The organism is Vibrio sp. D173a, assembly GCF_030248475.1.
Map to the genome: position 1 here is coordinate 1 of NZ_JAHGAH010000072.1, position 22,621 is coordinate 22,621.

The 22,621-nt window shown below is 46.1% G+C and carries 23 protein-coding genes, 1 tRNA gene and 1 pseudogene; 1 reads left to right on the top strand and 24 read right to left on the bottom strand.

Features of this window, described 5'->3' with window-relative positions:
- Nucleotides 1-14: 14 nt before the first annotated feature.
- From KIV40_RS08355 to KIV40_RS08370, 4 genes are all read right to left on the bottom strand, one after another.
- Nucleotides 15-338, bottom strand: a complete 324-nt coding sequence (locus tag KIV40_RS08355) for a hypothetical protein (RefSeq protein WP_285348661.1) — start codon at nucleotides 336-338, stop codon at nucleotides 15-17.
- A 183-nt stretch (nucleotides 339-521) separates the two neighbouring features.
- Nucleotides 522-612, bottom strand: a tRNA-Ser gene (locus tag KIV40_RS08360).
- Nucleotides 613-885: 273 nt separating this feature from the next.
- Nucleotides 886-1,335: an L-alanine exporter AlaE gene (locus KIV40_RS08365; protein ID WP_005426133.1), complete on the bottom strand. Its 450-nt coding sequence runs from the start codon at nucleotides 1,333-1,335 to the stop codon at nucleotides 886-888.
- 440 nt (nucleotides 1,336-1,775) lie between these two features.
- On the bottom strand, nucleotides 1,776-4,196 hold the full coding sequence (locus tag KIV40_RS08370; protein WP_285348663.1) for a hybrid sensor histidine kinase/response regulator: 2,421 nt from the start codon (nucleotides 4,194-4,196) through the stop codon (nucleotides 1,776-1,778).
- 53 nt (nucleotides 4,197-4,249) lie between these two features.
- Between KIV40_RS08370 and KIV40_RS08375 the strand changes: the two genes are divergently transcribed.
- Complete coding sequence (locus KIV40_RS08375) at nucleotides 4,250-4,861, top strand: YecA family protein (protein WP_285348664.1); 612 nt, start codon at nucleotides 4,250-4,252, stop codon at nucleotides 4,859-4,861.
- A gap of 67 nt (nucleotides 4,862-4,928) precedes the next feature.
- Here KIV40_RS08375 and KIV40_RS08380 read toward each other — a convergent pair whose 3' ends face one another.
- The 20 genes and pseudogenes from KIV40_RS08380 to ruvC form a co-directional block, all read right to left on the bottom strand.
- The gene (locus KIV40_RS08380) at nucleotides 4,929-6,095 is read right to left on the bottom strand and encodes a glutathionylspermidine synthase family protein (RefSeq protein WP_045377923.1); all 1,167 of its coding nucleotides are present in this window, start codon (nucleotides 6,093-6,095) and stop codon (nucleotides 4,929-4,931) included.
- Between the two features lie 5 nt (nucleotides 6,096-6,100).
- A complete protein-coding gene (locus KIV40_RS08385; protein WP_103413399.1) occupies nucleotides 6,101-6,670 on the bottom strand; it encodes a DUF1190 domain-containing protein in 570 nt (189 codons plus the stop codon).
- Between the two features lie 8 nt (nucleotides 6,671-6,678).
- Nucleotides 6,679-7,095 carry a DUF350 domain-containing protein gene (locus KIV40_RS08390; protein ID WP_285348667.1) on the bottom strand — a complete coding sequence of 139 codons (417 nt, stop codon included), beginning with the start codon at nucleotides 7,093-7,095 and terminating at the stop codon, nucleotides 6,679-6,681.
- Nucleotides 7,095-8,138 carry a potassium channel family protein gene (locus KIV40_RS08395; RefSeq protein ID WP_010646945.1) on the bottom strand — a complete coding sequence of 348 codons (1,044 nt, stop codon included), beginning with the start codon at nucleotides 8,136-8,138 and terminating at the stop codon, nucleotides 7,095-7,097. Before KIV40_RS08395 ends, KIV40_RS08390 begins: the two co-directional genes overlap by 1 nt.
- 144 nt (nucleotides 8,139-8,282) lie before the next feature.
- Nucleotides 8,283-9,326 carry a quinolinate synthase NadA gene (gene nadA / locus KIV40_RS08400; protein WP_045397732.1) on the bottom strand — a complete coding sequence of 348 codons (1,044 nt, stop codon included), beginning with the start codon at nucleotides 9,324-9,326 and terminating at the stop codon, nucleotides 8,283-8,285.
- A 327-nt stretch (nucleotides 9,327-9,653) separates the two neighbouring features.
- Entirely contained in the window at nucleotides 9,654-10,409 is a 756-nt protein-coding gene (gene ybgF, locus KIV40_RS08405) for a tol-pal system protein YbgF (protein ID WP_285348668.1), read from the bottom strand.
- A 15-nt stretch (nucleotides 10,410-10,424) separates the two neighbouring features.
- On the bottom strand, nucleotides 10,425-10,946 hold the full coding sequence (gene pal / locus KIV40_RS08410) for a peptidoglycan-associated lipoprotein Pal (RefSeq protein ID WP_005426291.1): 522 nt from the start codon (nucleotides 10,944-10,946) through the stop codon (nucleotides 10,425-10,427).
- A gap of 31 nt (nucleotides 10,947-10,977) precedes the next feature.
- On the bottom strand, nucleotides 10,978-12,330 hold the full coding sequence (gene tolB / locus KIV40_RS08415) for a Tol-Pal system beta propeller repeat protein TolB (protein WP_005426162.1): 1,353 nt from the start codon (nucleotides 12,328-12,330) through the stop codon (nucleotides 10,978-10,980).
- Between the two features lie 10 nt (nucleotides 12,331-12,340).
- Complete coding sequence (gene tolA, locus KIV40_RS08420; RefSeq protein ID WP_045397726.1) at nucleotides 12,341-13,369, bottom strand: cell envelope integrity protein TolA; 1,029 nt, start codon at nucleotides 13,367-13,369, stop codon at nucleotides 12,341-12,343.
- A gap of 13 nt (nucleotides 13,370-13,382) precedes the next feature.
- Nucleotides 13,383-13,826 carry a protein TolR gene (gene tolR / locus KIV40_RS08425; protein WP_009842719.1) on the bottom strand — a complete coding sequence of 148 codons (444 nt, stop codon included), beginning with the start codon at nucleotides 13,824-13,826 and terminating at the stop codon, nucleotides 13,383-13,385.
- Between the two features lie 3 nt (nucleotides 13,827-13,829).
- Nucleotides 13,830-14,528 (bottom strand): protein TolQ, encoded by a 699-nt coding sequence (gene tolQ, locus KIV40_RS08430; RefSeq protein WP_005426224.1) that lies wholly within the window; start codon nucleotides 14,526-14,528, stop codon nucleotides 13,830-13,832.
- Nucleotides 14,518-14,937 (bottom strand): tol-pal system-associated acyl-CoA thioesterase, encoded by a 420-nt coding sequence (gene ybgC, locus KIV40_RS08435; RefSeq protein WP_005426200.1) that lies wholly within the window; start codon nucleotides 14,935-14,937, stop codon nucleotides 14,518-14,520. Before ybgC ends, tolQ begins: the two co-directional genes overlap by 11 nt.
- 171 nt (nucleotides 14,938-15,108) lie before the next feature.
- Nucleotides 15,109-15,411 (bottom strand): cyd operon protein YbgE, encoded by a 303-nt coding sequence (gene ybgE / locus KIV40_RS08440; RefSeq protein WP_285348669.1) that lies wholly within the window; start codon nucleotides 15,409-15,411, stop codon nucleotides 15,109-15,111.
- The gene (cydX, locus tag KIV40_RS08445) at nucleotides 15,404-15,511 is read right to left on the bottom strand and encodes a cytochrome bd-I oxidase subunit CydX (protein ID WP_000270284.1); all 108 of its coding nucleotides are present in this window, start codon (nucleotides 15,509-15,511) and stop codon (nucleotides 15,404-15,406) included. The genes ybgE and cydX overlap by 8 nt, the downstream gene beginning before the upstream one ends.
- Nucleotides 15,512-15,523: 12 nt before the next feature.
- Complete coding sequence (cydB, locus tag KIV40_RS08450; protein ID WP_285348670.1) at nucleotides 15,524-16,660, bottom strand: cytochrome d ubiquinol oxidase subunit II; 1,137 nt, start codon at nucleotides 16,658-16,660, stop codon at nucleotides 15,524-15,526.
- A gap of 17 nt (nucleotides 16,661-16,677) precedes the next feature.
- Nucleotides 16,678-18,264, bottom strand: a complete 1,587-nt coding sequence (gene cydA, locus KIV40_RS08455) for a cytochrome ubiquinol oxidase subunit I (protein ID WP_012127445.1) — start codon at nucleotides 18,262-18,264, stop codon at nucleotides 16,678-16,680.
- Nucleotides 18,265-18,725: 461 nt separating this feature from the next.
- Nucleotides 18,726-19,730 (bottom strand): Holliday junction branch migration DNA helicase RuvB, encoded by a 1,005-nt coding sequence (gene ruvB, locus KIV40_RS08460; protein WP_005426235.1) that lies wholly within the window; start codon nucleotides 19,728-19,730, stop codon nucleotides 18,726-18,728.
- A gap of 21 nt (nucleotides 19,731-19,751) precedes the next feature.
- Nucleotides 19,752-20,366: a Holliday junction branch migration protein RuvA gene (gene ruvA, locus KIV40_RS08465; protein ID WP_043882971.1), complete on the bottom strand. Its 615-nt coding sequence runs from the start codon at nucleotides 20,364-20,366 to the stop codon at nucleotides 19,752-19,754.
- 78 nt (nucleotides 20,367-20,444) lie between these two features.
- Nucleotides 20,445-21,895 (bottom strand): annotated as a pseudogene (locus tag KIV40_RS08470) (methyl-accepting chemotaxis protein).
- Between the two features lie 122 nt (nucleotides 21,896-22,017).
- A complete protein-coding gene (ruvC, locus tag KIV40_RS08475) occupies nucleotides 22,018-22,539 on the bottom strand; it encodes a crossover junction endodeoxyribonuclease RuvC (RefSeq protein ID WP_005426231.1) in 522 nt (173 codons plus the stop codon).
- Nucleotides 22,540-22,621: the final 82 nt, after the last annotated feature.

Below are 22,621 nucleotides of genomic sequence, written 5' to 3' on the forward strand. Positions count from 1 at the left end.
ATTGGGGTCCACTTCTATTGAGCAACTTTAGAGATCTTCTCATCCGGTGCATCCACTCCATACACTAAGTAGCTTTCAAAGCCATCCAGACAACGTTTAAAATCTTCTCCAACAAGTCCACCTAGTTCTATTGATAGCTCTTCAACGTAATTCAAAAAATTAACTACTGCATATGCATATGTTTCAACTGTCTTGAATGCATATTCCTTACTTAATTGTGCAGACCAAGCATCAAAAACGTCAGCTAACAATTGATTGCTGTGAAGTAACACATAGCGTGTCTTTCCTTGATAAGCACTAGTTTTGATATTCGCATGTTTGTTAGCTAACGGTCTCATGAACTCACCAATGTGCAGTAAATACACACTAAGGATAGGATATGTTCTTTTCGCGTCAACAGTGCGCAGTAGATTTACTGCATATTGATTTTTTATAGTGAAGCGGTTAGTTAAGGATTTAACTAAGTTTTGAAAAGGAAAAAAAGGGCTTACCTCGCGGTAAGCCCTTAATTTTTCTGAATTTGGCGGAAGGATGGGGATTCGAACCCCAGATACGCTATAAACGTATACCCGCTTTCCAGGCGAGCGCCTTCAGCCACTCAGCCATCCTTCCGAATTGTTTTTTATGATACTCGATACTAGCATAATATGCAGTAACTGTGTGACTCGTATAAGAACTCTCGATACGTTGCCGTATACACACTTTCCAGGCGTGCTCCTTCAGCCACTCGGACAACTCACCGAATCAAATTGTGGTTAGCATCATTGGCTAACGAGGCGCTAATTTAATGATTATGTGCCTGATGGTCAAGGCTAAACACGAAAAAAAGCGCCCTTTTGCGTTTGTTTGCTCACTATCTAGCTAAATTGCATAAAACAGGGGCAATTATGCCTCTTGATAGTAGCCAGGTACTCGGAACCAACGGCGGCATTGGTCAAGGAAGTAACCGTAAAGTACACCCATACCACAAGATACAACCGCGTTACTCGCCACTGCTGTAATGATTTGGTCAGTCGATGCGCCTACCGCAAACAAAATACCTGCGTAAACTGGAGATTGGAATAGCACATATGCCACCAAATCAGACACGTTTTTCATGAAAGATGAAGGTGAAAGCTTGTGGCCTTGGCGTAGCACCCAGTCACGGAACATGCCATAAGGCCATGCAATTGCGATATTGACTGGAATAGACAGAGTGCGTGATGCCAGAGACTGCTCGAACGTCATACCCGAGATCAAAATCTCAATGATCATCCCTGTGATAAAACAAAAAACCACCATAGCAAAAGTATCCGCTGCGGCGTTACGAATACAAAATGGTCCACGAGACTTCATTTACAACCTCTAAAATCAAACACTATTAAAAACGACATCTATAAAATGATTTACTGCATTTAAAACCACATAGCAGTTAATGGCGCCATTAAAACACAATATTTTCAGTTTATGATTTCGTTTTAAATTCTTGGTTGTAAATTAATAACCAACTTTAAGCCCAAAAGTAGCAGCTTTCACCAAAACCAGTAAAAACCACCTTAAAACGACCTAAAATGAGGTTTAAAAACGTAATTTATTTACTAATAAACGACTTAGCACACGAAAACACGCAGAAAACCAGAGAAATATCCGGTAAGTGAATTTCAAAAAGATCGGCTTATGCTACTTGGAGGTCGATTTTCAGAGTAAATGCGAAGTTTGTGGGGTTAGAGAAATGGGCTTGAACAAAGGAAGTTGCTCGAACCTCGGTTCAAGCGACTTCCTTTTTATGTGTGAGGTTATTGATCTGCCAATAATATGGTGAGCTGATCGATGTCTTCTTGCTCAGGAGGTAAGGCTTTAAGTAAGTGGCTTTCAATACGTTCGATAACGCTGCTTAGCTCTTCTGTCATGCTCGGTTGCACACTATCGAGAATATAAGACAGCGTCGTTAGCGCTTGAGTGAGGTTGCCATCATCTAACGCTAGATAGAAGTTCAAAAGTAACGCATCTACATCGTGCGGTGTTACTGGTTTATTCCCCTGCTTATCTTGGTATTGATAGAGGATAGAAGCGTGGCGATACAAAGCATCGTCCAATTCTGATTCAACAATAGGTTTTGCAATAATGTGGTTAGCGCCTACATCCAGCATCCGCTCTTGTGTCTCTTTGAATACATCGGCCGTACACCCGAAGATCAACACAGATTTTGCGGATGTATCCATAGAGCGAATCACCGCGATTGCGCCTACCCCATCGAGCACTGGCATGTGGTTGTCCATTAATACCAAATCAAACTTCTGACTGGACACCTGCTCTACGGCTTGTTTGCCATTCTCGACACAAACACAAGCGAAACCCTTCGAGCGTAAGAAAGTCTCCATGATGATGGTGTTGGTGCGGTTATCTTCAACGATCAACGCACGTAAACCTTGGCAATCAAGTTTGTGTGTGCTGGTAGGCTCCAATATCCCCGCTTCACAAGGGTTTAGTTCAAGTTCGACCACAAACTTAGTGCCGATGCATTCTTGGCTCTGCACGGTAATGCTACCGCCCATGTGCTCGGAAATCTGCTTAACAATCGCGAGTCCAAGGCCTGTGCCGCCATATCGACGCGTGGTCGAAGACTCCGCCTGCTCAAACGGCCTAAAGATGCGTTCCTGAGCGTCAGGACTAATGCCGATGCCAGTGTCTTTTACGCTAATGCGCAAGCGCGTTTGCTGTCCCTCAACATACTCTGTCAGTTCTACCTCCACATAGCCTCGGTCGGTGAACTTGACTGCATTATTGAGCAGATTGAACAAAACTTGGCGCAGTCGTGCTTTATCGTTGTTGTACCAACGCCCCTCTGGCACATTGGAAATGACGCGGAATTGCAGACCCTTCTCAGCACACAAGGTGTGATAGACACTGTTGGTACTGCCCAGAATCGAATCAATTGGGAATGGGGTGTTATCAATCTCGATGTGCCCCTGCTCAACCTTCGAGTAATCCAAGATTTCGTTTAGCAACGTCATCATGTGATCGCCTGAGTCATACAGGGTGTTGAGGTGTTTTCTCTGCTCGTCGGTTAACTGGGTTTTCAGCAGGATTTGCGCCGTTCCCAACACACCATTCATCGGCGTTCGAATTTCATGAGATAGCGTCGCCAAAAATGCCGTTTTCGCATTGGTGGAAGCCTGCGCTTTGATGCGCTCTTGCTCTAGGTAGACGGTTTTCTCATTGAACTTAGTGATCAGGTGTCCGATTTCATCTTCACTATCGTAGGTAATGTCGATGATGCCACCAGTTTTGGAGTCATCAACTTTTTGCGCGATGCGGACGATGGGTTCCACAATGTAGCGATTCAGTAGGTAGTAACCCACCAGCACACAGATCAATAAGAAAGGGATGATGCCCCGCTCTACACTCATCACTTGCTCAAACACTTGTTCTGCTACTTGAACTTTGGCATTCACAACGTCCATTTGCCATTGGAAAGCGCCGAATTCAAGCTGACTGATGTAAATGTCTTTGGTGAGATGAAAGTTATGCTCAATCACGACCTGTCCATCCGCGTCACGGATCACCACACCTAGAGAGTATTGATTGGTGTGCTCGCGAATGAATTGAAATAGCGCTTCGAGGGATAAATCGACCGTGGCGACACCAGCGAAAACGCCCTCTTTGTAGTAAGGCGCTGAAGCCGTGATCATCTGAACTTGGGTAAAGGTGTCAATATAAACGCCAGACCAACTTACATAACCAGCGGGCTTATTCGCCACAGATTGATACCAGGGCTCGTTGTCGTAACCACCGGACTCGGGGTTATTGTAAGAATGGATTTGATCTAAGCTGCCGTGCTCGTTCTTATTGAAGAATAAACTTGTGTATTGCCAGCGCTCATCTTCGAGTGTCGGCTTTGGCCATAAACCGCCACTGACGATGATGTCATCACTCACGGCAAGTAACTGGGGAATGGTGCCTTGCAGTGAAATATCGGCTGTTGGTGTTTGCCCTAACCCAACCAAGCTGTTCAGCAATCCAACGGAGCTGGTCAATGGCCCCTCGATTTGAGATGCAAGTAATTGGGTGCGTAAATTCAAATTACGTTCGAGCTTTTCTCGGACTGGCGGGTCAACAACGAGGTACACGACGGAGCCAATGGTCGCGATAAAGAAACACAAATAAAGCGTTAGGGCGAGAATGCTTTTTTTTCTGAGTGACGAACGAATTTCCATAGATGTAGACGAATCATTCCCTAATATCGATTTATCGCTGATTGATTGGTAATATGAGCGCAACCAACCAGCCCATTAACAAATGGTATTCGATTTTGAAACTACAAGACATCCTTTCTCTTCCAGAACTTGATGGAAAACTACTAAACCTAGCGAAAACTCAAGGCTTTGTAACGTCGATGGCGTGTGCGCCAAACGTTCTAAACCCTCAAGAGTGGCTGCCGTTCTTATGGGGTGGTGAAGAAACCGCACCTTTCTCTGATGGCGAACAACTAGAGCAGTACATTGATGAGATTATTCAAATGTGGAACCAAACTCGTCCTGCTCTTCTAGAGGGTTCATGGCAATGGCCAGAAGGTTGTGAACTGGATGATCAAGATATCGTTTCAGCGAACACGCGTGATTTCTGTGAAGGCGTACTTCAAGGCTGGCAAATCACTCGTGATGACTGGGAAAACTTAATGCCTGAGGATAGCGAAGACAGCGCTCTACTGGGTGGTGTTCTGCTTTCTCTTACTATGCTTTACGATCCAGAAACAACGATCGCGACACTTGCAGAGCAAGGCATAGAAGGTTTAGAGCAGTTTGAAGAGATCTTCAATGCGATGCCAATGATGCTTGGTGGCCTGACTCAGCGCGGTGTTATGCTAGCAGAAGAAGAGTAAGACGCTTTACTCACCTAAAGCAGACTGCATTTGATGAAAAGCTCTCCACGTCGGAGAGCTTTTTTGATCAATCGAGAATAACGTGTGGAATATAGCGCGCCATATCTTGCGTGACTAAACTGCTGTCTTCTCGAATAGAAATGCCGGCGGCTTTGTCATTGACTAACCAGCTGCCAATCAAAGTATGGCTCTGACCAAATTTCGGTAGCGGATGATATTGCTGGACGATGTTTTGGCTCGATTCGTACGGGCCAGGAGTTTTCACCAAACGCTGTCCATTTTTGACGATCTCTATATTTGCGCCTTCGCGAGAAAAAAGAGGCTTGATGACATAGTCTTTCAAACTGCTCGCTTTTGGATCGTTCGCAAAATACGCAGGCAGGAGATTAGGATGATTTGGAAAACGCTCCCAAAGCAACGGTAATAGCGCTTTGTTAGACAGAATCGATTTCCACATCGGTTCTAACCAGTTCACACTCGATGTTGCGAGATACTGGCTGTATTGCTCTTCGAACATGAATTCCCACGGGTAGAGTTTGAACATCCAGCGAATAGCTCGGTCATCGGCATCAACAAACTGCCCTTCTTCTGTCACACCAATATCTTCGACAAAAACAAACGCCGTAGCTAAACCAGCTTCACGGGCGCAATCTTCCAGATATTGCACTGTGCCTTTGTCTTCTTCGGTGTATTTGCAGCAACTGAAATGCAACGTCTGCCCCGGTTGCAATTTGGCGATCTCGGCGAAGCGCTCAATGAGGAAATCTTGCAGAATATTAAACTGATCCGCACTTTGGTGGATGCGGCCTTTGTTAACCACATCCTCTAACCATACCCACTGCCAAAAGCCTGTTTCAAACAGAGAGGTAGGGGTATCTGCATTGTTCTCTAGAAGTTTTGCTGGTGATGAACCGTTGTAAGCAAAATCCATTCTTGAATAGAGGGATGGCTCTCTGCGTTGCCAAGAGGAAGCCACTTGGGACCACATGGCTTCAGGAATGGCACATTGCGTCAGTAATCGCTCACTTCGTACGACCTCGTCCACGATTTCAAGACACATTTGATGAAGCTCCTCAGTTGGGTCTTCAATGTCTTGTTCGATTTGGGAAAGGGAGAACTGATAGTAAGCACTCTCATCCCAGTAGGGTTGGTCGTACATGGAATGGAAACCAAAACCAAACTGGCGTGCTAAATCACGCCAGTTTTCTCTTTCTTGTATTTCTCGTCGAAACATCGCTGTTAACCGCCACGACTCACTGATACTGCTTTACCAAATCCACCTCGCGACATGGCACGGCCAATCGTACCGCCACCTCGCTTGTTTAGGTTACTCGTCGCCACCTTGGTAGGTTGATTACGGTAAGAGCCGTAGAACTGCCCTGCGCCGTTGTAATACTTGGATTTGTAGCGATACATCGGCTCTGAATAGTAGCTTTTGTTGTAACCACTTAAACCGCTGACTGCACGGCTGAAGAAGTATCCTCCCACAAACGGTACGTAAGAACGGTGGCGTGAGCTGTAGTAACAATCGTCTTCGTAGAAATCGTCTTCACACTCGTACTCATTGTTATAGCGTGGTGCGTTTTCTTCTGCTTTCGCCATCGCTTCTTGATACGCGATTTCACACTGTTCGCTGAACTCTGGCGCATCCGATTTACACTCATCCGCGTCGGTGTAGATGTAACCTTCCGTTTTCGATTCGTGCGTTGCCAGAAAGAAGATGCCACCAAAAGCAACGAATGGAATGATTCGTCCAACTTTAAAGCTTTTGTCCATGGAAGAACGTTTGACGTTAGAACTGCGTTTCATCGCTCCTCCTAGTACGTCATGCAAGCCGCGTTCAGCACGCCGACACAGACAGAGACGGCCGCTAGCACGATGCCCGCTGGCACTTCATCATTCTCAATACGCTCTGAGACTTTTGGCAAAAGAATGAAACGTACGATACCAAACGCAATGATTTGCGCGAGCATGGCCACAACGCCCCACACCATGAAATCGACGATGTTCACTGAGTTAGTCGCCGCACCTGCAATCGCTAAGCAATAACCAAGGAACGCACCACTTAACGCAACCGCAGCCGCGGTGTTCTTCTCTTCTTTGATCAGGTGCCATTCATCGTATGGCGTCAGTTTGACGTAGATGAACTTGAACGCCAGTACGAAGATAATCGAAACGGAAAAATAGATAAGAAAGTTAGGAAAACCTGCCAACAGGTCGGCAATCATGTGCATTATTTGTCCTTGTTCATGTCAGTCCAAGCGAAATCATCAATTCGCTCATCGGCAATATAAAACAGTTTAGTGCTCGGTGGCACTTGAGCACTGAGCTCTGGGTTAAGCTCAATGCCACTACCAAGATCGAAAGCGATCAAGGTCGCTTGATGGTGCTTTTTAATGAACCCAAAGATCGTCTCGACCGTCGTCGTTGGTTGATCTTCAGGGTAGATCACAGAGTACTGAGTCATACCACGTGTTGAAGCCAACAGCTCTTGATGGAGTGCACTTGAGCCCGGATCCACCGCCGCTTTGGCAAGCATCTCTGCCCCTACTGCTGGGATACATTCCGCTCTCGGGCAGTGCTGGCTCAACAATCGGCCCAAAGCATCGTCTTTGAAATAAGCGAGCAAGTGTGCATCAGGATTCACAGAGGCACAATACAAGGCGGCTGAGAGGGTGATGTCATCGGTGAGATTATCAACAATGATACAGTTCGCTTCGGTGATGTTAGCATTCTTCATCTCCTGCGCATCGGTGTAGCTGTTAACCTTGATAAAACCAATCTCACCCGGCAGTGGGTTTTCAATGTCTGAACGACTGCACAAAACGATTGGACGCTTGCCATGTTCTTCATGTTGCAACATACGGATCAGATGCATGGTACGTGCGCCATTCCAACCCAGTAATACGATATGGTTTTCCACTCTTACTCTCCGTTTGCCCAATATTCCCGCTCGCCAATAGTCGATCGCGCCTCCTGCCACTCGTCCCAAAATGGCGGCAAATAAGCTCAGACCACCAGGGATGATAAACAACACGACTACCCACTTGCCCATATCGGTGACGGGTGAATGATCGCCATAGCCCACCGTAGAGGCGGTGACCATTAGGTAGTAAATGAAGTTCGAGAAGTTATCGGTTAGTGCGTGCTCCCCCGCGAGGGCCAGCAACAACCATGAAATGGCGATATATGCGGCACTAATGACAAGAAGGTTTCGGTTGCTCAATTTGAAAAGATGGGTACTTAGCCACTTTTTCAGTACTAGCCATACAGCCATAAGTTTCCGATTCCTTTCTGATTGCTATAACTAAATACTAACTCATTGATTGTAAAAAACAAAAAAACCAGCCATATTCGGCTGGTTTTTGAGATTTATCGTAGCAAACTTTGGTCTAAGAACTGACTAAGCGTTGCCTTTCAACTACATGTTAAGCTGCTCTGCGAAATCTAGCATGCGGTTCAGTGAGACCAGAGATTTCACACGTAATGCTTCATCAACGAAGATTTCGTGCTCTGCACCACCTTCTCTCAATGCTTTTTCAATCGCTTTAAGGCCGTTCATTGCCATCCAAGGACAGTGTGCACAGCTGCGACATGTTGCACCCGCACCTGCCGTTGGAGCTTCAATCAGCTCTTTCTCTGGTACTAACTGCTGCATCTTAAAGAAGATACCTTTGTCTGTAGCCACGATCATTTGTTGATGAGGTAGCTCTTTCGCCGCTTTGATTAGCTGACTTGTAGACCCCACAGCATCGGCTAATTCCACTACACTCGCTGGCGATTCTGGGTGTACTAGAATAGCGGCATCCGGATACACGTTCTTCATCTTACGTAATGCATCCGCAGAGAACTCATCGTGAACCACACACTCAGCATGCCATAACAACATGTCTGCGCCTGTCTTTTTCGCAATGTAAGAACCTAGATGGCGGTCAGGCCCCCAAATGATTGGCTTATCTTCTGCGTCTAAGTGCTCAACAATATCAAGAGCGATGCTTGATGTGACTACCCAATCAGCACGAGCTTTTACCGCTGCCGACGTGTTTGCGTATACCACGACCGTATGGTCAGGGTGTGCATCACAGAAATCACTGAACTCATCTGCTGGGCAGCCGAGGTCAAGAGAACATTCTGCCTCTAGCGTTGGCATCAGAATGCGTTTTTCAGGCGTAAGAATCTTTGCAGATTCGCCCATAAAACGAACACCACCAATGATCAGTGTGCTTGCTGGGTGACGGTTGCCAAATTTCGCCATTTCAAGCGAATCACCAACAAAACCGCCGGTCTCTTCAGCCAAAGCTTGGATCTCAGGATCGGTGTAGTAGTGCGCGATAAGTACCGCGTCTTTCTCTTTAAGCAGCTTTTTGATTCGCTCGATGTAATCGGCTTCTTCTTCTTGGCTTAATGGGATTGGTTTTGGAGGGAATGGGTAAACTGTCTCGATTTTATCTAGTATGTGGCTCATTGCTCTTGCTCTACGCAACTTCCTTTAATCCGGGTATTGTAACCTTGTTGATTTTCAAAAACCAACCCGTAACCGGAATTTATAGCAGTCTAGCCGTATATCTTTGTTGTAAGTAACAATTCTAACTGTAGAGAATGAACGCTTGTTACATCTCAGGTCAGCAATACAGAGACAAGTATTGAGGGGGATTGAGGCATAGGGAGATAAAGAGTAGAGATTGAAAGAGATAGGGAGATAAAGAGTAGAGATTGAAAGAGATAGGGACACAGAAAACAAAAAGGGAGCCTCTGCTCCCTTTGATATTGTCTTGCTACCGATTAGGCGTGATTACTTCAGCTTAGAGCTTGCAATTTTCGCCGAGGCACTGCCCGGGTACTCATCAACAACTTGCTGATAGTATTTCTTCGCCTGTGCGTCATTTTTGTTACGCTCTGCGATATCGCCTAGCTTAACCAATGCGTCCGCACGCTTGTTGGAATCTTTGTAAGAAACCACAGCAGCAAAGCTTTTCACGGCCTCTTTGTCCTGTTTCTTAGCGAAGTACAACTGACCTAGCCAGTAATGCGAGTTCGCTGAGTAAGTTGAATCAGGATAGTCCTTTTGGAACTGTTGGAATGCGGCGATCGCGCCAGTGTAGTCGCGTTTCTTAAGGATCAAGTCCACCGCATCTTGGTAAGCCGTTTGCTCATCGGCGTTCGATGAGTACTTACCACCCGTTTCCGCTGGTTTAGTTTCTTTTACTGGCGCGGCTTTCATTTCGCCACGCACTCGATCAAACTCAACGAACAACTCTCGCTGACGCTTCAGCATTTGCTGCATCTCGTAGCTGTTGCGTTCTAACTGACCACGTAGATCACTGATCTCTTGTGACATTTGGTCAATTTGCTCTTGCATTTGAAGCTGAACGCGGTTGCGATTTTGCAGCAAGCGCTCTAAACGCTCGATGTCGCTTTCGGAAGAAGATCGAGTAGATACTGATGATGTGCTGTTGAGATCTGATACTGGAGCTGGTGCAGCGAACGCGAAGTTCGCTGCACTTGCCAGTAACGTAAGCGTAACAGCGCGCTTAGTGTTACTGAACATGAGGTTTACCTCGAATTAGTATACTAGAACCGCACGACGGTTCTTAGCGTAAACTTCTTCAGATTGGCCTAGAAGAAGTGGCTTCTCTTCACCGTAGCTAACGATAGAGATTTGGTCAGCTTGAACACCTAGTGCTTGTAGGTAGTTCGATACTGCTTCAGCACGGCGCTCGCCAAGTGCGATGTTGTACTCAGGCGTACCACGCTCATCCGCGTGACCTTCAATCGTTACTTTAAGAGCAGGGTTCTTGCTTAGGTAAGAAGCGTGAGCTGCTAGCATTTCTTCGTAATCGCCCGCAATTGTTGAGTTATCAAATGCGAAATAGATAGTTTGAGTTTCACGTAGCGCTTGCTCTTTTAGCTCTTGCTCCGTTAGCTGACCATTTGGATCGATCGGCGTTACTACTGTTGTTTCTGAAGCACCAGTGTTTGTTTCTGCACCAGTGTTAGAAGCAGCGTCATCACTTGAACTACATGCTGTCATAGCCATCACAGGAATCGCGATTAGTAGCCCTTTTAGAACCTTGTTCAGTTGCATCTTATTTTCCTTTATTAATCAGTTTTTCTTACTACAAAAACGGTGACCATGCGGGAGCTCTTACACGCCCATTTGTTGCCGGTAATCTAGCTTTAAATCGACCATCAATTGACACCATCGATAGTACGTTTTTCTTGTTGTAAATCGAGCTATAGATAACCATGCCACCATTTGGGGCAATGCTCGGAGACTCATCAAGCAATGTTTTTGTTAGAACCTGAAGAGCGCCTGTTTCCAAATCTTGTTTAGCCAAGTTGAAACCCGAATCACTGCGATTCACCATGACTAGGAATCGACCATCAGGGGTGATTTGACCACCTAAGTTTTGGCTGCCTTGCCAAGTCAAGCGGTTAGTAGAACCGCTGCCCAAATCTACTTGATAAATCTGAGGTTTACCACCCCTGTCAGATGTGAAAATCAGTGATTTACCATCAGGGTGCCAGAACGGTTCTGTATTATTTGATCTGCCACGCGTAATTTGTGTCAGCTTGCGAGTTTTCAGATCCAAAGTGTATACCTGAAGCGAACCAGTCTTAGATAGTACCAGTGCTAACTGACTGCCATCTGGAGAGAATCTTGGCGCACCATTGTGACGAGGGTATGAAGTAATCTTCTCGCGCTCACCGGTATAAATGTTCATGATGAAGATTTCAGCTTGGCCATTTTGGAAGCTAACGTAAGCCAGCTTTTGACCATCTGGAGACCATGCAGGAGACATCAGTGGCTGCTTAGAACGCAGAACTAAACGCTCGTTGTAGCCATCATAATCCGCCACGCGAAGTTGGTAAGGGAAGTTATCTTTATCGTTCACTACCACGTAAGCAATACGCGTCATAAACGCACCACGTTCACCCGTCAACTGCTCGTAAACCAAGTCAGAGATGCGGTGTGCGTATTCACGCATACGTGGGCCTTCAACTGTTGCAACCTTGTTGAACAGAACATGATCTTTAGAAAGGACTAGCTCACCGTCACCACCCAATGCTTTGCTCTTACCACCAGTTAGCTGGCCGCGCACTACGTCAACCAATTGGTAGTTAACTACGTAGTTACCCTGCTCGTTCTTTTTGATTGAGCCAGTAAGCAATGCGTCCACACCTAAGCCGGTCCACGCGTCAAAGTTCACCTCTGATTCGTTGAATGGCGTTTGGGGCATTTTGCTGGTTGGTACCGGGCTGAATTTACCACTGCGTTGCAAGTCAGAAGCAATCACAGCAGAAATATCGGTAGGAAGCGGTTCACTGCCTTCCCATTTGAATGGAACAACAGCAATTGGTCGTGCTGAATCAATACCATCGGTAATCACCAGCTCTAATGCAGCGTGAGCTACACTCGTCAGACTGCCAAGCAGTACAAACATTCCTAGTAAAAGACGTTTAATCACGGCTTATCCCTTATTGTTGTAGTGCGACCGTAAGGTTAATATCCTTCAGCCTTTGGTTAACTGTTGAATCGGTAGACATTGGAAAACTTGGCACTTGTGCGATTGCACTCTTTGCAGCCGCACATACTCTAGAGTCTCCAGAAAGCACACTCACCGATGAGACTATCATGTCTGCCCCTGTCGGAATCAGCTTAATGTTAACTCTACACTCCTTTCCCAATAGGTAGTCGTCCTTTAGCAATTTGCTCTGAATAAGCTGAGTATAGATTGAGCTGTAACGAGAAACTTCGTCAGCAACAAATTGCCCTTGTGCCTGTTGGTTTGCACTCGACTCACTCTCTAGACCGGCAAAGATGTCATCCAGTGCCGCTTCTTGTTCTTTACGTTCACGCTCTATTCGCTCAAGACGCTCTTTTTCTTTACGCGCTTTCTCTGCGGCCTCTTTGGCTGCCTTTTCTTTGGCGATGCGTTCTTGTTCGGCTTTTGCTGCGGCTTCGCGTTCACGTTTCGCTTTTTCTTCCGCTTCTTTCGCGGCTTTCTCACGCGCTACACGTTCCTGCTCTGCCTTACGTACTGCCTCTTCTTTGGCTTTACGCTCTTTCTCGGCTTTTGCCGCTTGCTCTTTCGCTTTGCGAGTACGTTCTTCTTCGGCCTTACGTTCTTGTTCTTTCTTCTTGCGAGCAGCTTCGGCTTCACGAGCGGCTTTGGCGTCTTTTGCCTGCTGCTCTTTTAGCTTACGAATCTGTTCTTCTTCAGCTTTACGGTTTTTCTCAAGCTGCTCAGCTTCACGTCTCAGTTTATCCAGACGGTCTTGCTCTTTCTTCGCGGCTTTTTCGCGTTGCTGACGAATCTCGTTCGCTTGTTTCTGAACAAGTTTTGGATCAATCACCACAGCCTGAACCATCTGCCCTGTTGGCTCTGGTTTCGACATTGTGAAATCCGTACCCCAAAGCAGAGCAACGACTAACAGCGCATGCAAACCAACCGATATCGCTATCGGCTTGGTGTATTCTTTGCGTTTATTCTTGTTGTCTTTCATAGATGTACGATGTCTATTCCTTGATATCGGTCATCAGACCCACTTTTGGGATGCCTGCACGACTTAACTCGTCAAGCAAAAGTACAACGTCAGCGTATGGCGTTGCCGCATCACCACCGACTGCAACAGGTGAATCAGGCTTAATCTCACGCTCGGCTTTCACGCGCACAATCACGTCTTGTAGTGATAGACCGCGTTGAACCTCTTCATCATTCACGCTCAGGCCTAAATTGCCGTCACGATCGATTTCGATAATGATGAAGCTGCTGTCAGTATCACCAGCCAGATCTTGCATGGATTCAGCCGTCGACGTTTGTGGTAGATCCACATCAACGCCTTGAGTCACAAATGGAGCGGTCGCCATGAAAATGATCAACAGCACAAGCATCACGTCTATGTAAGGTACGACGTTGATCTCTGCAGTCATTTTACGCTTTTTAGGTTGGTAACCCGCCATGACTTATTCCTTACTTGCGCTGTCTCGACCCGCCATCGCTTGACGGTGCAGAATGCTGTGGAATTCTTCAGAGAAAGTGGCGTATGTGTGTTCTAGCTTACTTACTTTGTTACTTAGACGGTTGTAAGCCATAACCGCAGGGATTGCCGCGAATAGGCCCATCGCTGTCGCAATCAGTGCTTCTGCGATACCTGGCGCTACCATTGAAAGCGTTGCTTGCTTCACTTCACCTAAAGCGATGAACGCGTGCATGATGCCCCAAACGGTACCAAACAGACCAATGTATGGACTAATAGAACCAACCGTTGCAAGGAATGGTAGGCTGGTTTCAAGTTCATCAACTTCACGAGCAACGGCGACGCGCATTGCACGGCCAGTACCTTCCATGATGTAAGCGGGTGAGTTTGCGTTGCTCTTACGTAGGCGTGCGAACTCGGTAAAACCTGCGTAGAAGATTTCTTCTGTGCCCGTGATGTCGTCTTTGCGGCCTTTCACTTTTTGATAAAGCTGTGAAAGATCCGTGCCCGACCAAAATTTGTCTTCAAATGACTCTGCATCTTTTGATGCTTGAGATAAGACTTTGCTGCGCTTAATGATCATAGCCCATGATGCGATTGACATGCCTAGCAGTGTCAACATCACAAGCTTTACCAACAGACTGGCCTGAAGAAAGAGATCTAAAATGGAAATATCAGCAGTCACTATTTGTTAGCTCCGAATTGATAAATGATGGAATCGCAATTGGCTTCATTTTCTTATTATCGATACATGCTACCTTAACCATTGCCTTGCACAATGTTCTGCCTTCATCATTGACTAACTCTTGACAGAATTGCAGGGAAGCACGTTTTATTTCTGACACTCGGGTTAGAACGGTCAAATGCTCGTCCAGCCTAGCGCCTTGGTTGAAATCGATATCCATGTGTCGGACAACAAAGCCTATGTTTTGTTCCAATAACACATGTTGGGAAACGCCTTTTGCACGCAACATCTCAGTGCGCGCACGTTCAAAGAATTTCAAATAATTTGAATGATATACAACGCCGCCAGCATCCGTGTCTTCGTAATACACGGTGATCGGCCAGCGGAAGGGATTTGATGTGCCTTGCAAGGGAGTACCAGTAATTTCAATTCTTTAAAGCAATTACTATAACTGAAGCGGCGGTAATTGGTACTGAGCGAAGGGAATATTTTTGAATTTTGTAGAAAAAATAAAAGCCAGACAAACTGCCTGGCTTTTATTCGATGATTTAGTAACCGACTTTATTTCAAAGTGTAACGCTTACATGAAATACAGTGCAGTCAGATAAATTAAGATAGCAAATGAGAAGTAAGGGCTGAACAATACTTGCCAGTACCAGTTTCTCGGTTTAAAACCCACGCCATACACCATGGTTGAGCAACAAGCCCAAATCAATGCTGGCGCGATAAACGCATTAAAGCCACCAATTTCTCGATGGTATGCGTTTGGATCCCACATCACCAATCCAACGTGCATAAAGCCGAGGATTAAGGCCAAGACTCTCAACAGAGTCTTGTCCATTGGTGCGTGAAGTTTCGCTACCTTGTCAGCGAGATTACTCACTGTCTTTATCCATCATTTCTGAGTGCTCTAACCAAAGAGCGTTGATGATACCGAATGCACAAGCAAGTAGTACACCTAGAATCCATGCGAAATACCACATAGTAATAGCTCCTTAGTAAAGTGAGTTTTTGTTTTCTTCGATGAACTGATCATCTAAACGACCGAACATCTTGTAGTAAGTCCAAGACGTGTAAGCCAAGATGATTGGAACCATAACAAACGCTACGCCTGTCATTAGGTTCAGAGTCAGCTCAGATGAAGTTGCATCCCACATTGTTAAGCTGTGGCTTGGCACTACGTCTGATGGCATGATGAATGGGAACATCGCAATACCAGCAGTAAAGATAACGCCAGCGTTACCTAGGCTTGATGTTAGGAACGCAATACCACACTTCTCTAGACGAGATGCCAATACAGCTAGAAGCGGCATAGCAACACCCAATACAGGTGCAGCCCATAGTAGTGGGTAAGTTTCGAAGTTCGTCATCCACGCGCCTGCCTCACGGATAACCTCTTTGTTTAGAGGGTTAGACGCTGCTGCAGTATCGATGCCACCTACGATTACGTAGCCTTCAATGTTTTGGATCCAGAAGCCTGCTGCTACGAAAGCAACCACTGTTAGTAGGCCAGTAAGCTGAGCTACGTTACGAGCACGAGTGTGTACTTCGCCAGTTGTTTTCATTTGTAGCCAAGTTGCGCCTTGCATCAGGATCATGAACAAGCTTACTAGACCACATAGCAGAGCAAATGGGTTTAGTAGACCGAAGAATGAACCGTGGTACGTTGGCATTAGGAACTCGTTCAACTGGAATGGAACACCTTGTAGAAGGTTACCAAACGCAACACCAAAGATGATTGGTGGAACGAAGCCACTGATTGAGATACAGATATCCCAAGTGTTACGCCATTTTGGATCTTCGATTTTCGAACGGTAATCAAGACCAAGTGGACGTAGCCAAAGTGCCGCTAGAGTTAGGATCATCGCTAGGTAGAAACCAGAGAACGATGTTGCGTAAACTAGAGGCCATGCAGCGAACAATGCGCCACCTGCAGTGATAAGCCATACTTGGTTACCATCCCAGTGCGGAGCGATTGAGTTAATCATCACACGACGTTGCGTGTCGTTTTTACCGATTACAGGTACAAGCGCGCCTACACCCATATCGAAACCGTCAGTAATCGCGAAACCAACTAGTAGAATACCGATCAGTACCCACCAGATGAATCGCAAGATTTCGTAATCAAACATCTTGTTATCTCCTTGCCTTACGCTTCTACTTGGCGACTAACTTTGTCTTCAACAGAGTCAGCGTTTTGCTCGAAGTGGTAGCGACCTGTTTTCAGGCTGCTTGGACCTTTACGAGCGAATTTCACCATTAGGTATACCTCTGCGATTAGGAACACAGTGTATAGCGCTAGGATTGCGAATAGTGAAGTCCAAATCTGACCTGCAGTCAGTGCAGATGCCGCTACATGAACAGGTAGAATTTCACCTACTGCCCAAGGCTGACGACCGTATTCTGCAACGAACCAACCTGCTTCGATCGCAATCCATGGAAGTGGAATGCTGAACAATGCAGCTTTAAGAATCCAAGGTTTCTGTTCGATCTTCTGACGACATGTTTGGATGAATGACGCACCAAACACGAATAGCATGATGAAGCCACACGCAACCATGATTCGGAACGCGCTAAACAACGGCCATACAGTTGGAATTGAGTCATCCGCAGCCGCTTGGATTTGCTCCTCAGTCGCGTCAACAACGTTTTCTGTGTAACGTTTTAGAAGTAGACCGTAACCTAGGTCACCTTTCACTTCGTCAAACGCTGTCATGTTTGCTTCAGACTTGTCGCCTGCACGCAGTTTTTCAAGTAGCTCGTACGCGTACATACCTGTACGGATACGGTCAACGTGCTCTTCACGTAGATCGTGTAGACCTGTTACTTGCTCGTCAAATGAACGCGTTGCGATGATACCCATTACGTAAGGGATCTTGATTGCGTAATCGGTGTTCATTGTTTCTTGGTTTGGAATACCAAATAGCGTGAATGCTGCAGGCGCAGGCTCTGTGTGCCATTCTGCTTCAACTGCCGCTAGTTTCACTTTTTGAACTTCACCCAACTCGTAACCAGATTCGTCACCTAGAACGATTGTCGATAGGATTGCTGCCATACCGAAAGATGCTGCGATAGCAAATGAGCGACGAGCAAACGCCACGTCACGGCCTTTCAGTAGGTAGTATGAACTGATGCCTAGAACGAACATTGCACCACACGTGTAACCTGACGCTACTGTGTGTACAAATTTAACTTGCGCTACTGGGTTTAGAACAACGTCTGCAAAGCTCACCATTTCCATACGCATGGTTTCGAAGTTGAATTCTGCGCCTACTGGGTTTTGCATCCAGCCGTTCGCGATAAGAATCCAAAGTGCAGAGAAGTTAGAACCTAGAGCAACCAACCAGGTTACCGCCAAGTGTTGACGTTTCGATAGACGATCCCACCCGAAGAAGAATAGACCAACAAAAGTTGACTCCAGGAAGAAAGCAACCAGTGCTTCGATCGCAAGTGGCGCACCGAAGATGTCACCTACATAGTGGGAATAGTAAGACCAGTTCGTACCAAACTGGAACTCCATGGTAAGGCCGGTAGCCACACCAAGTGCAAAGTTAATACCGAACAGCTTACCCCAGAACTTGGTCATGTCCTTGTAGATTTGCTTGTTCGTCATTACGTACATCGATTCCATAATGGCCAAAAGAAAGGCCATACCAAGGGTCAATGGTACGAATAGGAAGTGATACATCGCTGTCAGTGCAAACTGCAACCGCGACAGATCAACTACGTCAATCATGGTAACTCCTATGTGTCGGCTGAATGACACTCTCTACATATTGCAATCCATACACAAGTGTTATTTACACTTGAAAAATGTTGAATTATCACAACGCTTTGTTGCAAAAATGTGCTTCGTTGGTTAGTTAATTGTTAAGCATTAGCTAATATAGCTGAACCTAATATTACTTCTAAAAACAGTTTGTTTCAAAAGGTTTATAGCAGGAAACCGCTTTGATATATATCAATCTTTAGGCGCCGAGTTTGAACAAAAATCCATCAATTTGATCTAGATCAAACGATATTTAAAAGGGATGTTAAAGGAGCGTAATCAGGAGAGAGATTTATCAGTTGGCTAAGAACATAGAGTTAACAACCAATAAGTTTTTATTACCTATTTTGTATTAGAAGAGATTTAATAAATGAGAGGTTGGTCAACATTGGTGAAAAGCTGAGCACTACGTGCTCAGCGTTGAAATCTTACTTTTCAATTCCGAAATGCAAATAAGCACGATCGGTGGCAATTCTACCACGCGGAGTGCGTTGCAAATAGCCTTGTTGGATTAGATATGGTTCAAGAACGTCTTCGATGGTGTCTTTCTCTTCACCGATCGCCGCAGCCATGTTGTCCAAACCAACAGGCCCACCGCCAAACTTCTCCATGATCGCTAACAGCAGCTTACGGTCCATATAATCAAAACCTTCGGCATCGACATCGAGCATGTTCAATGCCTTGTCTGCGGTATCAGCACAAATGTGACCGTTGCCTTTTACTTCCGCATAGTCACGAACTCGACGTAGCAATCGGTTAGCAATACGTGGCGTGCCACGAGCACGGCGAGCAACTTCTAACGCCCCTTCCGACTCCATAGACAAACCCAAACAGTCAGCACTGCGCTGAACGATATCTTGCAGGTCTTTCACTTTGTAGTATTCAAGACGCTGAGTAATACCGAAACGGTCACGCAGTGGTGATGTCAAAGAGCCTGCACGCGTCGTTGCACCGATCAAAGTGAAAGGTGGTAAATCAATTTTGATAGAGCGTGCCGCCGGGCCTTCACCAATCATGATGTCTAACTGGTAGTCTTCCATCGCTGGATACAACACCTCTTCAACCATCGGGCTTAAGCGGTGGATCTCATCAATGAATAACACATCGTTTTCTTCTAAATTGGTCAACAGCGCCGCTAAGTCCCCTGCTTTCTCGAGTACAGGGCCAGAAGTGGTACGAATGTTCACTTCCATCTCATTGGCAACGATGTTCGCAAGCGTGGTTTTACCCAAACCTGGAGGACCAAAAATCAAAAGGTGGTCGAGCGCTTCATTTCGTAATTGAGCGGCTTTGATGAAAATTTCCATCTGATCACGCACGTGATCCTGACCTTGGTAATCCGCCAGCTTCTTAGGACGAATCGCGCGGTCGATGACGTCTTCTTCACGAAACGAAGGATTTTCTGGCGCGATTAAACGATCGGCTTCAATCATATTGTTCCCTTGGGCTTTCCGTTACACCATTGATTTTAGTGCTTCACGGATCAGTTGCTCACTGGTCATATCCGGTTTAGCGATCTGAGAAACCACTTTCGACGCTTGAGTCGGCTTGTAGCCTAGAGCAAGAAGCGCACTGATTGCCTCTTCTTCTGCGTTGTTAGAAGCCGCAGAACCAGAGTCCGCAGGTGCTGCATCAGTAAACGGAGTAAACAGATCGCCAGCGCCCCACCCTTTCAGGCGGTCTTTCATTTCAACGACCAGGCGTTCAGCTGTCTTCTTGCCAACACCCGGTAGTTTTACAAGCGTTGAAATGTCTTCACGCTCTACGCAAGAAACGAATTGGCTCGCAGTCATACCTGAAAGGATACCCAGACCTAGCTTAGGACCAACACCGTTCGCTTTGATCACTTCACGGAAAAGCGCACGTTCTTTGACAGTGTTGAAACCGTAAAGCAATTGCGCGTCTTCACGCACAACAAAGTGAGTATAAATAATGGCTTCTTCACCGACATTTGGCAGTTCGTAGAAACAGCTCATTGGCATCTGAACTTCATAGCCAATGCCATTAACTTCAATTAAAACTTCAGGTGGTTGCTTTTCAAGCAGAGTGCCGCGAAGACGTCCAATCACTGTAAATACTCTTTGGAAATGAATTTGCGACAGGATAATAAAGAACTGGATAGACATCCAGTCCTTTATGCGGTGGGGTTAGATTTTTGAGACAACTTGATCAAGTTGCTGTGTGAGGTTGCGTACCGCGACCACTTGCCCATTCAACTCGGTTCCGTATTGCGCGACAGTTTCGGCAATAGTTTTGGTGTTCACTACACCGTTAGCCACTTCACTGCTGGCTTCATCTAACTCTTTTAAAGCCGTCATTTGCGTTGCCATGATGCCAGACAGACTCTGCACATCATGAGAGATGGTGGTAACTTGCTGAATAATGGTGTTCATTCGCTCTGTACTTGACGTCACAACGCTTTGACCATGCTTCACTTCTTGCTCACTGCGATCAAGCAAGTTGCGAATTTCCACCGCCGACTGACTGCTCTTAGCCGAAAGCTCTCTTACTTGTTCCGCAACGACCGCAAAGCCTCTGCCCTGCTCACCCGCTCGCGCCGCTTCAATAGCGGCATTGAGTGCCAACAAGTTGGTTTGCTCTGCGACCGAGGTAATCAAGTCTGCCACTTTCATGATATCTTCATGGCTGGTAATGATCTGGCTGATCGCTTGGGTTGAATCCTCCAGCAATTCCGAGCTTTTCTCAGCTTGTTGATGAACCTCTTCACTCTTCTCTCGTAGCTCTTCGACAAACTTGCTGGACTCTTCTATCCCCGTCGCCATGTGATGCACTTGCTGACTCATTTGCTCGGCTGCACTCGCTTGGGATTCACTGTTTATATTGAGCGCATTCACTTGAGCATCCAATTGTGATGATTGTTCGTCCAACACTTGAGAGACTTGTTTCAACTCACTTGAGTTTTGATTCGCCTGCTCTAGCACCTCTGCTAAACGTAGCTCTCCTTCTGTTGCCTTCTGCGCCACCAACTCACTTTCTGCTTTGGCTTTCTCTGCACTTTCAATCGCGATGTCTCGCTGCTTGGCGGTAAAGGCTTGTGCAATACAGACACCACCAGCGGTAACACGGTGCCTGACCATATTTCCACACGCTGGGCAGATTCAGACAACACAAGTTGAGGAAAACCAAAACCAGACACATGCTGATACGTCATTACCGCATAAAGCACTATCACTAACGCGCTCCATGAGATCGCCATGATACGAGTGCCAGATAAAAAGAAAGCGACGACTAACAAAGGTACCCAGTAAGTTTGGGTTGAATCGACCACACCACCACTTTGATAGATGATGTTAAGCGCATGTACTGACATGCCAACAAAACCCAAATTGAGCGACAATGCTGGTTTCTTGAACCATTTCAGGCTGAAGGCGGATATCAGTTCGAGTGCGATTAAGAGTATTGAGGTGAAAATTAAGCTTTCATGTCCATGTTTGGACCATTTGATCAGGCTATAGATCCCGACGAGAAAAGCGATGAGGGTAAATAGAGAGAGGATGTCGGCTTGACGTTGTTGTGTTCTCGTCCATTGAGTTTGGCGCGGCATAAATGCACTGCGCCACAGCGTGGCTGGATTCATGTTCAATCTTCCTTGATTGATTTCTTATTAGACCTCTGACCACTATAGTTTTGTAACATTTTCTCAACAAATTTAATCCTTAAATCTGTCTGATATGTCTCATTTTTAATACGAGAACACGCCTAACGGTAACGACCTTTTCTTGCACTGGTAGCTTTGCCTGCGAGCGCCACTAGTGTCTTATTGGTGTTAGCGTGACAAATGGCAACACCCAACGCATCGGCAGCATCGGCTTGAGGCTTGGCTGGCAATTTAAGCATGTGTTGAACCATATGTTGAACCTGAACTTTGTCTGCACCACCTGTGCCCGTTACCGCTTGTTTAATAAGACGTGCCGCGTACTCATGCACCGGAAGATCCGCATTCACAGCCGCCACAATTGCGCTACCACGCGCCTGCCCTAGCTTTAGTGCAGAATCGGCATTCTTCGCCATAAACACTTGTTCGATGGCAAATACATCTGGTTGAAACTGGGTGATGATTTCCGTCACGCCTGCGTAGATTTGCTTGAGACGACCTGGCAGCTCTTTTTCAGAAGTGCGAATACATCCGCTGCCTAGATATTGCAAATGACGACCTTGCTGGCGAATCACGCCATAACCGGTAATACGAGAGCCTGGGTCAATGCCCAAAATAATTGACATGAAGAGTCCTAATCAATAACTCACTGTAAGTATGAGAATAGTTGCCATTAAAACAAAAACTCCCGCAGATGCGGGAGTTTTT